Origin of the sequence: Citrobacter sp. CK189, from assembly GCF_030333505.1 — a bacterium.
Taxonomy (GTDB): domain Bacteria; phylum Pseudomonadota; class Gammaproteobacteria; order Enterobacterales; family Enterobacteriaceae; genus Citrobacter_B; species Citrobacter_B koseri.
Window position 1 is genome coordinate 39005 of record NZ_JAOWFV010000031.1, and the last position, 12398, is coordinate 51402.

Below are 12398 nucleotides of genomic sequence, written 5' to 3' on the forward strand. Positions count from 1 at the left end.
AACTTAAAATAGAACGTTTGTTTCATATACAGTGTTCGGGTAACAGTCACGTATTAACAGCGAGAGGTTCAGGATGGAGACGGTAGCGAATTTTATTCACGGCGAATGTGTTACAGGCTCAGGCCAGCGCATTCAGGCGATCTTCAACCCCGCCACGGGCGAGCAAATTCGTCAGGTGGTGATGAGCACGGCGCAGGAAACGGAGCGAGCCATTGCCGCTGCGCAGCAGGCGTTTGCCGCCTGGTCAAGGCAGTCGCCGCTGAAACGCGCGCGAGTGCTGTTTCGTTTTAAAGCGCTGCTGGAGCAGAACATGGATTCGCTCGCCCGGCTGGTCAGTGAAGAACATGGCAAAGTGTATTCTGATGCGGTGGGCGAACTGACGCGCGGTCTGGAAGTGGTCGAGTTTGCCTGCGGCATTCCACACCTGCAAAAAGGCGAACATTCGGCGAATGTCGGCACCGGCGTTGACAGCCATTCACTGATGCAGCCCCTGGGCGTGTGCGCCGGGATCACCCCGTTCAACTTCCCGGCGATGGTGCCGATGTGGATGTTCCCCATCGCGCTGGCTACCGGCAATACCTTTGTGCTTAAGCCGTCGGAAAAAGATCCCTCGCTGCCGCTTGCGCTGGCAAAACTGCTGAAAGAGGCCGGTCTGCCGGATGGCGTTTTTAACGTCGTGCAGGGCGATAAAGAAGCGGTGGATGTTCTGCTGACCGATCCGCGCGTTCAGGCCGTCAGTTTTGTCGGCTCGACGCCGATTGCAGAATATATTTATCAGACGGCGTCGGCGCACGGCAAACGCTGTCAGGCGTTGGGCGGGGCGAAAAACCACTGCATTCTGATGCCGGACGCCGACATGAATATGGCAACCAATGCGATTATGGGCGCGGCGTATGGTGCGGCGGGCGAGCGCTGTATGGCGCTCTCCGTGGTGCTGGCGGTGGGGGATAACACGGCGGACGAACTTTGCGCGCGGCTGGAAACGCAGATCGCCGCGTTACGCGTTGGGCCGGGGCTTGATCAAACGCCGGAAAATGAGATGGGCCCGCTGATCTCCGCCGCACATCGCAGTAAAGTGCTGGGCTATATCGACAGCGGCGAGGCGCAGGGCGCGCGGCTGCGGGTGGATGGTCGCGGCTTTAGCGTGAAGCGCCACGAACAGGGCTTTTTCGTCGGGCCGACCTTGTTTGATAACGTCACGCCTGAGATGACGATTTACAAAGAAGAGATCTTTGGCCCGGTACTCTCCGTGGTGCGGGTGAAGGATTACGCCAGCGCGGTGGATCTGATTAATCGCCACGAATATGGCAACGGGACGGCGATCTTTACCCGCGACGGCGGCTGCGCGCGTCGTTTCTGTGAAGAGGTGCAGGCCGGGATGGTTGGCGTTAACGTGCCGATTCCGGTGCCGATGGCGTTCCACAGCTTCGGCGGCTGGAAACGGTCTATTTTTGGTCCGCTTAACGTTCATGGTAATGACGGCGTGCGTTTTTATACCCGCATGAAAACCGTTACCGTCCGCTGGCCGGAGATGCAGCAGGATAGCGGCGCCGCGTTCTCCATGCCAACGCTGGGCTGACGGAGGGACTTATGACAACCGTACGTATGACCATGGCGCAGGCGCTGGTCAAGTTTCTCAATCAACAGTACGTCGATGTAGACGGGCAGGAGATGCCGTTCATTGAAGGCGTGGCGACCATCTTCGGCCACGGCAACGTACTCGGCATCGGGCAGGCGCTGGAGCAGGACGCCGGGCATTTGCGGGTGCATCAGGGCTGTAATGAACAGGGAATGGCGCACATGGCGACAGGGTTCGCGAAACAGCACCGTCGCCAGCGCATTTACGCCGTCACCTCTTCGGTAGGGCCCGGCGCGGCCAATATGGTGACGGCGGCGGCCACGGCGACGGCGAACCGTATTCCTCTGCTGCTGTTGCCGGGCGATATCTACGCCAGCCGCCAGCCGGACCCGGTATTACAGCAAATCGAGCAGTACCACGATCTAAGTATCAGCACCAACGACTGCTTTCGCCCGGTTTCGCGCTACTGGGATCGTATCAACCGCCCGGAACAGTTGATGAGCGCGATGCTTAACGCCATGCGCACCCTGACCGATCCGGCTGATACCGGCGCGGTGACGATCTGTTTACCGCAGGATGTGCAGGGCGAAGCCTGGGATTACCCGCAGAGTTTCTTTGTCCGTCGCGTTCACCATATTGAAAGACGACCGCCGGACCCACACCGGCTGGCGCAGGCGCGGGCGCTGATTGCCCGTAAACGCCGCCCGCTGGTGGTTTGCGGCGGCGGGGTGCGTTATTCCGGCGCGCATGACGCGTTTCGTCAGTTTGTGGAAAACCTGCACCTGCCGTTTGCGGAAACGCAGGCCGGGAAAGGCGCGCTGGTCAGCGACCATCCGCTGAATCTGGGCGGTATTGGCGTTACCGGCGGGCTGGCGGCAAACCAGCTTGCGCCGCAGGCCGATCTGGTTATCGGCGTCGGCACGCGTCTGACCGATTTCACTACCGGTTCGAAGGCGCTGTTTGCACACCCGGACGTAGAATTTCTCCTGCTGAATGTCGCCGAGTTCGACGCCCTCAAACTGGACGCCACGGCGCTGGTGGCCGATGCCCGCGCCGGTCTGACGGCGCTGACGGAAGGGCTTCAGGATTATCGCAGCGGCTGGGGAGACGAGGTGGCGCAGGCGAAATCGGCCTGGGACGAGGAGTGCCGCCGGCTGTGGTCTCGCCAGTGGCGCCCGGATGACGCGCCGGAAATTGCCGGGCACCTTGATGCGCAACTGGCGGAATACAGTGAAGCGCTGAACACGCGGCTGACTCAGACTCGCGTTCTGGGGATTATCAACCAGCACATTGAGGATGACGCCATTGTGGTCGGCGCGGCGGGATCGCTGCCGGGCGATTTGCAGCGTCTCTGGCAGGTGAAAACGCCCGACAGCTACCACCTGGAGTACGGCTATTCCTGTATGGGGTATGAAATTGCGGCCGCGCTTGGGGCGAAGCTCGCGAAGCCGCAGCAGCCGGTCTATGCGATGGTGGGCGACGGTTCGTACATGATGCTGCATTCCGAGCTGCAAACGGCGGTGCAGGAGGGGATAAAAATCACCATCCTGCTGTTTGATAACGGCGGGTTTGGCTGCATCAATAACCTGCAAATGGGGCATGGGATGGGCAGTTTTGGCACCGAGAATCGCGCCCGTCAACCACAATCCGGCCAGCTGGACGGCCCACTGGTGGCGGTTGATTTCGCCCAAAATGCGCAAAGCTACGGCTGCCGGGCGTGGCGGGTACATGATGAGCAGAGCCTGCTGACGGCGCTGGAGGCGGCGCGCGCGCATCCGGGGCCGACGCTGCTGGATATTAAAGTGCTGCCAAAAACGATGACTCACGATTACGCCTCATGGTGGCGCACCGGCGATGCGCAGGTGGCCGATTCACCGTCGGTGCGAAAAGCCGCCGAGCAGACGTTCGATCAGGTGAAAAAGGCGCGTCAGTATTGAGTGAGTAATGCCGGATGGCGCTAACCCGTAGGCCGGATAAGGCGTTCGCGCCGCCATCCGACAACTTGCGACAACGAAATTTTCATTTCATTTTTCCTGTTTTTTCATTCCTCGCCCTCTTTCTGAATGAAAGGGGGCCAGGCTCTGCATCTTCTCCATCGTTGTGTTGTGAGATTGATAACAAAATTTACCTCAATCATCACAAGAATGTTAACTTGCGCGCAAAAACATAATTTTCACTATTTATAAAAATGAAATAAATGTTTTATTTAAGGGGTCGTTAGTTCACCGCATTCACCAACACCGGGAGCCGTTATGTTTAACATTGCTTTACTGGGAGCTGGCCGAATTGGTCAGGTACATGCCGCTAACATCGCAACCCACAAAGAGACTACCCTGTGGTCTGTCGTTGATCCGAACGAGACCTTTGCCTCCCGCCTGGCTACGCAATATCAGGCCCGTCAGCAAAGTCTTGATGAGGCGATGACCGATCCTGATGTTCATGCCGTGCTGATTGCCTCCGCCACGGATACCCATGCCGATTTGATTGAACTGGCCGCCCGCCACGGCAAAGCCATTTTCTGTGAAAAGCCCGTACATCTTGATCTTGCCCGCGTGCGCGACTGCCTGAAAGTGGTCAAAGAGTTCGACGTGCCGCTGTTTATCGGCTTTAACCGTCGTTTCGACCCACAATTCCGCCGCGTTAAAACCGAAGCGCAGAGCGGGCGCATCGGCAAGCCGGAATCATTGCTGATTATCTCCCGCGATCCTTCTCCGCCGCCTGCGGAATATGTGCGCGTCTCCGGCGGGATGTTCCGCGATATGACCATCCACGATTTCGATATGGCGCGTTTCATCATGGGGGAAGAGCCTGTTTCGGTCTACGCCCAGGGAAGCAATCTGGTCGATCCGGCAATTGGCGCGGCAGGCGATATCGACACCGCGTTTATCGTGCTCAAGTATGCCTCCGGCGCGCTGGCGACCATCGTTAACAGCCGTCGCTCGTCTTATGGCTATGACCAGCGTCTGGAGCTGCACGGTTCCGAAGGTCTGCTTACGGCGGGCAATATTCTCGAAAACCAGGTGCAGCACTTTGGCCAGAACGGCTGCACCAGCGCGCTGCCTGAGCATTTCTTCCTGCAACGTTATCAGGCTGCCTATGCCGCCGAGTGGGAGCACTTTGTCGCCATCTTACGCGGCGAGGCAGTGCCGGAGTGCAGCGGTGATGACGGCGAGCGTGCGCTGTATCTGGCTGATAAAGCGCTGGAGTCATTGCACAGCCAGCGTGAAGTTCTCCTCTGATTTTCCATAACAACACACCCTACACAGAGAGACATAACAATGAAAAAGCTGATTTTAGCCGCCTTCATCGCCATGACAGCCGGGGCGGCAATGGCCGAGAACGAACAAATTGTTTTCAGCACGCCGAACCTGGCAATGCCGTTTGAAGTTCACATGCAGCGCACGGCGGTGAAAGCCGCGAAAGAGATGGGCGTCAGCCTACAGGTTCTGGACGGGCAGGGAAGTTCGCCGAAGCAGGTTGCCGATCTGGAAAACGCCATCACCCGTGGCGCCCAGGGATTCATCGTCTCCCCGAATGATGTCAACGCAGTTTCCAGCGCGGTGGATGAGATTCAGGACGCTAAGCTGCCGGTGGTGACGCTCGATCGCTCCGTCGATAGCCAGAAGCAGGTTCCGCATTTTGGCGCGAACAACTACAAGGGCGGCCAGGCCATTGGCGACTTTGTCAAAAGCAAATTTCCTGACGGCGCGGACATTGTGCTGCTGACCGGCCAGCCGGGTTCTTCTTCCAATATTGAACGCACCAAAGGCATTCGCGACAGCCTGAAGGCGGGGGGCGATACGTACCGCATTGTTGCTGACCAGACCGGTAACTGGATGCGTTCGGAAGGAATGCGCATTGTTGAAAGCGTGCTGCCGTCGTTGAAAAAACGTCCGCAGGTCATCCTCTCCGCCAACGATGATATGGCGCTGGGCGCGATTGAAGCGTTGCAGGGGCAGGGGGTGAAACCGGGCGAAATTCTGGTGACAGGATTTGACGCAGTGCCGGAAGCGCTGGCGCGGGTACGCGACGGCTGGATGGCGGCGACGGCGGATCAGCGTCCGGGCTTCGCGGTACAGACGGCGATGAGCCAACTGGTTGCGAACGTGCGTGAGAAGAAAGCCATCACCGGTGCGGATTATCCGCCGACGTTAATCACCAAAGAGAACCTGCAACAGGCCGAGCGTATCGGCGAAGCCGGTAACTGATTTGCCCGGAGCCGCCGTCGCTGCGGCGGCTCGCATTAAAGGAGGAGCAGACCGATGTTGCAACCCTTACTGAACGTTACCGATCTGGCAAAGAGTTTTTCCGGCGTCTGGGCGTTGAGCAACGTACAACTGACCGTCGGGACGGGGGAGATTCACGCGCTGCTTGGCGAGAACGGCGCGGGGAAGTCCACGCTGCTGAAAGCGCTGGCAGGGGCGCAGCCGCAGACCCGTGGGGACATCTGGTTCAATGGCGAAACGCTGCCGGTGGAGGATTCGCCGGTTGAGCGGCAAAACAAAGGCATCATTACCATCTATCAGGAATTTAATCTGCTGCCCAACATGACCGTTGCGGAAAATATGTTTCTCGGGCGCGAGCCGCGTAAACGTAATGTGATCGTCGATGCGAAGGCCGTGAACCAGGAGGCGCAGGTGGTGCTGGACTATCTGCAACTGAATGTCGCGCCGACCACGCCGGTTGCCCGCCTGAGCGTGGCGCAGCAGCAAATGGTGGAGATCGCCCGCGCGCTGACCCTGAACGCGAAGCTCATCATTATGGATGAACCTTCCGCCGCGCTGAGCGACAGCGAAGTGGAAAGCCTGCACCGCGTCGTGCGGGAACTTAAAGGCCGGGGCGTGAGCATTATTTATGTCACCCATCGCCTGCATGAAGTTTTCCAGCTCTGCGATCGCTTTACCGTGTTTCAGGATGGCCGTTTTACCGGCAGCGGCGCGGTCGCGGAAACCAACGTGGAACAGCTGATCCGCCTGATGGTGGGACGAGACGTGGCCTTTAATCGTCGTCCCCCCAGCGAAACCCACCATGAAGACAAACCGATTCGCCTTGCGGTGAAGGGGCTGTGTCGTGAAAAGCCGCCGCTGGACCCGCACGGCATTGCGCTGCACGACATCAGCTTTCACGTTCACGCCGGGGAGGTGCTGGGGATTGCGGGGCTGGTCGGCGCCGGGCGTACCGAAGTGGCGCGCTGTCTTTTTGGCGCTGACGGCTTTACTTCCGGGACGTTCGCGCTGGACGGCGCGGCGTATCACCCCCGTGACCCGATGTACGCGCTGGATCAGGGCGTGGCGCTGGTGCCGGAAGATCGCAAAAAAGAGGGGGCGGTGCTGGGACTGTCTATTCGCGACAACCTGTCGCTCTCCAGTCTCTCTTCGCTGCTGCGCTGGCGCTTTTTCGTCAATACCCGCAAGGAAGATGACCTGATCGAATCTTACCGCCAGGCGCTGCAAATCAAGATGGTCAACAGCGAACAGGAGGTGCGCAAGCTCTCCGGCGGCAATCAGCAGAAAGTGATCCTCGCGCGCTGCATGGCGCTCAATCCACGGGTGCTGATTGTTGATGAACCGACGCGCGGCATCGATGTGGGCACCAAATCCGAGGTGCACCAGGTGCTGTTTGATATGGCGAAACAGGGCGTGGCGGTGATTGTGATCTCTTCCGATCTGCCCGAAGTGATGGCGGTTTCCGACCGGATCATCACCTTAAGCGAAGGCCGGGTAACCGGTGAAATCCACGGCGATGACGCCACCGAAGAGCGGCTCATGATGATGATGGCCATCAACCATAACGCCCTGAACGCGGCATAACGGAGTTTCACATGACGCAGATAGTGACTAAAACGCAACCCCCTGCCAAACGTAACGGACGTATCGATCCGATCGCTTTTTTCGAGCGCTTTGGAGTACTGATTTTTATGTTCCTGCTGCTGATTTTTTTCCAGACGCAGAACAGTAACTTCCTGTCAGAACGCAATATTTTCAACATCCTGACCGAGGTGTCGATCTACGGGATCATGGCCGTGGGAATGACGTTCGTCATTCTGACTGCCGGAATCGATCTGTCTGTCGGCTCCATTCTGGCGGTATGCGCCATGACGGCAGCATACGTGATTAAAGGCGACAACTTCACCACGGTAGACCCGAGCGCCTGGGGCGGGATGAGCTGGCTGATTGGCCTTGGCATCTGCCTGGCGATGGGGACGGCGATTGGCTTCCTGCATGGCCTGGGCGTGACCCGCCTGCGCCTGCCGCCGTTCATTGTCACCCTTGGCGGGATGACCATCTGGCGCGGCCTGACGCTGGTGATTAACGACGGCGCGCCCATTGCCGGTTTTGACCAGGGCTACCGCTGGTGGGGGCGTGGCGAACTGCTCGGTATCTCCATCCCGATCTGGATTTTTGCGCTGGTGGCGATCGGCGGTTATCTGGCGTTGCACAAAACGCGCTGGGGCCGTTTCGTCTACGCCATTGGCGGCAACCCGGAGGCGGCGCGTCTTGCCGGGGTCAACGTCAAACGTGTGCTGGTCAGCGTGTATGTCGTGATTGGCTGTCTGGCCGGGCTGGCGGGGTTTGTGCTGAGCGCCCGTCTGGGCAGCGCGGAGGCGGTGGCCGGGATCTCCTTTGAGCTGCGCGTTATCGCCTCGGTGGTCATTGGCGGGACATCGCTGATGGGCGGCTATGGTCGCATCGGCGGCACCGTTATCGGCTCGATCATTATGGGCATTCTGATAAACGGTCTGGTGCTGATGAACGTCTCCGCCTACTACCAACAAATTATTACCGGGCTGATTATTGTGCTGGCGGTGGCGTTTGATACCTATGCCAAGAGCCGTCGTGGCGCGCTGTGAGGGATAAATAATGAAACAAGTGCGAATTGGATTGATTGGGACGGGATACATCGGCAAGGCGCACGCCATTGCCTATGCCCAGGCGCCGACGGTGTTCAACCTGCAAGGCCAACTGGTGCGCGAAATGGTGGCGGAAGTGACGCCGGAGCTGGCGACGGAACGGGCGCAGGCATTCGGGTTTCGCCGTTCGACCGGTGACTGGCGCGAACTGGTGGCAGACCCGAATATCGATGTGGTGGATATCTGTTCGCCCAACCATCTGCATAAAGAGATGGCGCTGGCGGCCATTCGCCACGGTAAGCACGTCTATTCGGAAAAGCCGCTGGCGCTGAACGCTCACGATGCCCGCGAAATGGTTGAGGCCGCAAAACAGGCCGGGGTGAAAACGCTGGTGGGTTTTAACTATATGAAGAACCCGACGGCGGCGCTGGCGAAAGAGATCATTGCGCGAGGGGAGATAGGCGACGTGATCCACTTCTACGGCACCCACAACGAGGACTATATGGCCGACTCGCTTTCCCCCATTCACTGGCACTGCTTTAAGGAGACGGCGGGGTTAGGGGCGCTGGGCGATCTGGCGGCGCATATCGTCAATATGGCGCACTACCTGGTCGGCGATATTCGCGAGGTCTGCGGCGACCTGAAAATTGTGGTGCCGGAGCGCCCGGCCAGCGCGGGATCGGCGCAGAAGGTGGTCGTGGAAAACGAAGATCAGGCGCACGCGATGGTGCGATTCGCCAGCGGCGCGCAGGGGGTGATCGAAACCTCCCGCGTGGCCTGCGGGCGCAAAATGGGGCTGTCATACGTGATTACCGGCACCAAAGGCGCCATCAGTTTTACCCAGGAGCGAATGGCCGAGCTGAAGCTCTATCTGCATGACGATCCGGTTAACCGCCAGGGATTTCGCACCCTGCTGGTGGGGCCCGCGCACCCGGACTATGCCGCGTTTTGCATGGGGGCGGGGCACGGCATCGGCTTTAACGATCAGAAAACGGTGGAAATCCGCGACCTGGTGAACGGCGTTGCCGCCGATGCGCCGATGTGGCCGGATTTTGAAGAGGGCTGGAAAGTGTCGCGCGTGCTGGACGCCATCGCGCTCTCGCATCAGGAAGGCCGCTGGCTGAATGTGAACGATATTGTCTGACGAGGTATCAACGTGGAAAAGCAGTTTGATGTGATATGCATGGGCCGCGTGGCGGTTGACCTCTACAGCCAGCAGATTGGCGCACGGCTGGAGGATGTCTCAAGTTTTGCCAAATACCTCGGCGGTTCCTCAGGGAATGTCGCCTACGGCGCCGCGCGCCAGGGGCTGCGTTCGTCGATGCTGGCAAGAGTGGGCGACGAACATATGGGGCGCTTTTTGCGCGAAGAGCTTAACCATGTTGGCTGCGATACCAGCCATCTGATAACGGATAAAGAACGCCTGACGGCGCTGGTGCTACTCGGCATTAAAGACCGGGACACCTTTCCACTGATTTTTTATCGCGATAACTGCGCGGATATGGCGATTACCGCCAGCGATGTTGACGAGCAGTACATCGCTTCATCCCGCTGCCTCGCCATCACCGGGACTCATCTTTCTCATCCGCAAACCCGCGACGCGGTGCTGACGGCGCTGACCTGTGCCCGCCGTCACGGCGTGCGCACGGTACTGGATATCGACTATCGTCCGGTGCTGTGGGGGCTGACCTCGCTGGGCGACGGCGAAACGCGCTTTATTGCCGCAGAGCAGGTCACTCGCCAGTTGCAGGCGGTGTTGCACCTGTTTGATGTGATCGTCGGCACCGAGGAGGAGTTTCATATTGCGGGCGGCGCTACCGATACCGTGCAGGCGCTGGCGCAGGTGCGTGAGGTAAGCGCGGCGACGCTGGTTTGTAAACGCGGCGCGCTGGGCTGCTCGGTGTATACCGACGCGATTCCGCCATCGCTGGATGACGGGCTGACGGTGACCGGCGTGCGCGTCGAGGTGCTCAATGTGCTCGGCGCGGGCGATGCGTTTATGTCGGGGTTGCTGCGCGGTTATCTCAATGATGAAGGCTGGGAGCAGGCCTGCCGCTACGCCAACGCCTGCGGCGCGCTGGTGGTCTCGCGCCACGGTTGTGCGCCCGCGATGCCGAGTAAGGTGGAGCTGGATGACTACCTCTCCCGCGAGCATCAGGTGCCACGCCCGGATCTTGATCCACGGCTTAATCATCTGCACCGCGTCACGACGCGTCGGCGGAACTGGCCGGAACTGTGCGTGATGGCGTTTGATCACCGCAGTCAGCTTGAAGAGATGGCGCTACAGTGCGGCGCCTCCCTGAAGCGCATTCCGGCGCTGAAAACGCTGATCCTACAGGCCAGCCGCGATGCGGCGAACAGCGCGGGGCTGGAAGGAAAAGCCGGTCTGCTGTGCGACGGAACGTTTGGCCAGGATGCGCTGAATGCGATAACCGGCGAAGGGTGGTGGATTGGCCGCCCGATTGAGCTTCCCGGTTCACGGCCGCTGGAGATGGAGCACGGCAACATTGGCACTCAGCTTATCAGTTGGCCGCAGGAACATGTGGTGAAGTGCCTGGTCTTTTTCCACCCGGAAGATGCCCACGGCCTGCGCCTGGAGCAGGAGCAGAAAATCGCCGAGGTGTATCACGCCTGCTGTCAGTCGGGGCATGAGCTGCTGCTGGAAGTGATTTTACCTGTGGGTATGCCGCGCAGCGATGAGCTTTACCTGCGGGCTATCTCCCGCTTCTACAACCTGGGCATTTACCCCGACTGGTGGAAACTGCCGCCGCTCTCCTCTGACGGCTGGACGGCGCTGAGTGACATTATCGAACGCCGCGACCCGCACTGCCGTGGCGTGGTGATTCTTGGGCTGGATGCGCCAGCCGAACAGTTACGCGCAGGGTTCAGAGCCGCTGCCGGACATGAGCTGGTGAAAGGGTTTGCGGTGGGGCGCACGCTGTTTGGCGAGGCTTCCCGCGCATGGCTGAAACATGACATTGACGATGCGCAACTGGTGACGCGCATTCGGGATAACTATCTGCAACTGATCGCCTGGTGGCGCGAGCGCGGGCAGGCATAACTTTAGGAGAACATTATGGCTGTGCAATTAGGCATTAATCCGCTGACATGGACCAATGATGATTTGCCCTCTCTTGGCGCGGAAACGCCGCTGGATACCTGTCTGAGCGAAGGTAAAGAGGCTGGTTTTGCGGGCTTTGAACTCGGTAATAAATTCCCACGCGAGGCGCGTCTGCTGGGGCCAATCCTGCAACGCCACGATCTGAAGCTGGTGTCGGGGTGGTATTCCGGTCGCCTGCTGGAGCGTAGCGTAGAGGAAGAGATTGCGGCGGCGCAGGCGCATTTGACGTTATTGCGCGAGCTGGGGGCGAAAGTGATGGTTTTCGCTGAGGTGAGCCATTGCATTCACGGCGAACAGCAGACGCCGGTTCACCTGCGTCCGCGATTCCCGCAGGCGCGCTGGGCGGAGTATGGCGAGAAGCTCACCGCGTTCGCCCGCTATACACAGCAGCAGGGGGTGCAGATTGCTTATCATCACCATATGGGGACGGTGATTGAGTCCGCTGAGGATGTGGACAATCTGATGACCCATACCGGCGATGAGGTTGGATTGCTGCTGGATACCGGTCATTTAACGTTTGCTGGCGCCGACCCGCTGGCGGTGGCGCAACGCTGGGCGAGCCGTATTAATCATGTGCACTGTAAAGACGTACGCGCCGACGTGCTGGCGGATGTGAAAAACCGTAAAACCAGCTTTCTGGATGCGGTGCTCAGCGGCGTCTTTACCGTACCGGGCGACGGCTGCGTGGATTACCCGCCGATTATGCGACTGCTGAAAGAGCACGATTATCACGGCTGGCTGGTGGTGGAGGCGGAGCAGGACCCGGCGATTGCCCATCCGCTGACTTACGCGCGGCTGGGATATAACAACCTGAGCCGCCTGGCGCGGGATGCCGGTCTTATCTGAGG

At 59.4% G+C, this 12398-nt stretch carries 9 protein-coding genes; all 9 read left to right on the forward strand.

Going from position 1 to position 12398, the window contains the following annotated elements; all coding sequences use genetic code 11:
• Nucleotides 1-73 precede the first annotated feature (73 nt).
• The 9 genes from OGV83_RS01080 to iolE all read left to right on the forward strand — a co-directional run bounded on the left by OGV83_RS01080 (nucleotide 74) and on the right by iolE (nucleotide 12396).
• A complete protein-coding gene (locus OGV83_RS01080; protein ID WP_286463033.1) occupies nucleotides 74-1579 on the forward strand; it encodes a CoA-acylating methylmalonate-semialdehyde dehydrogenase in 1506 nt (501 codons plus the stop codon).
• 11 nt (nucleotides 1580-1590) lie between these two features.
• Entirely contained in the window at nucleotides 1591-3516 is a 1926-nt protein-coding gene (iolD, locus tag OGV83_RS01085) for a 3D-(3,5/4)-trihydroxycyclohexane-1,2-dione acylhydrolase (decyclizing) (protein ID WP_286463034.1), read from the forward strand.
• A gap of 315 nt (nucleotides 3517-3831) precedes the next feature.
• Nucleotides 3832-4818: an inositol 2-dehydrogenase gene (gene iolG / locus OGV83_RS01090; protein ID WP_012134755.1), complete on the forward strand. Its 987-nt coding sequence runs from the start codon at nucleotides 3832-3834 to the stop codon at nucleotides 4816-4818.
• Between the two features lie 39 nt (nucleotides 4819-4857).
• The gene (locus OGV83_RS01095; RefSeq protein WP_012134754.1) at nucleotides 4858-5787 is read left to right on the forward strand and encodes a substrate-binding domain-containing protein; all 930 of its coding nucleotides are present in this window, start codon (nucleotides 4858-4860) and stop codon (nucleotides 5785-5787) included.
• A 54-nt stretch (nucleotides 5788-5841) separates the two neighbouring features.
• Nucleotides 5842-7389 (forward strand): sugar ABC transporter ATP-binding protein, encoded by a 1548-nt coding sequence (locus OGV83_RS01100; protein WP_115181253.1) that lies wholly within the window; start codon nucleotides 5842-5844, stop codon nucleotides 7387-7389.
• An 11-nt stretch (nucleotides 7390-7400) separates the two neighbouring features.
• Nucleotides 7401-8429, forward strand: coding sequence for an ABC transporter permease (locus OGV83_RS01105; RefSeq protein ID WP_047461785.1), 1029 nt, complete (start codon nucleotides 7401-7403; stop codon nucleotides 8427-8429).
• Between the two features lie 10 nt (nucleotides 8430-8439).
• The gene (locus OGV83_RS01110) at nucleotides 8440-9573 is read left to right on the forward strand and encodes a Gfo/Idh/MocA family protein (protein WP_286463035.1); all 1134 of its coding nucleotides are present in this window, start codon (nucleotides 8440-8442) and stop codon (nucleotides 9571-9573) included.
• A gap of 12 nt (nucleotides 9574-9585) precedes the next feature.
• Nucleotides 9586-11490 carry a bifunctional 5-dehydro-2-deoxygluconokinase/5-dehydro-2-deoxyphosphogluconate aldolase gene (locus OGV83_RS01115; protein WP_047461790.1) on the forward strand — a complete coding sequence of 635 codons (1905 nt, stop codon included), beginning with the start codon at nucleotides 9586-9588 and terminating at the stop codon, nucleotides 11488-11490.
• A gap of 15 nt (nucleotides 11491-11505) precedes the next feature.
• The gene (gene iolE / locus OGV83_RS01120; RefSeq protein ID WP_199977590.1) at nucleotides 11506-12396 is read left to right on the forward strand and encodes a myo-inosose-2 dehydratase; all 891 of its coding nucleotides are present in this window, start codon (nucleotides 11506-11508) and stop codon (nucleotides 12394-12396) included.
• Nucleotides 12397-12398: the final 2 nt, after the last annotated feature.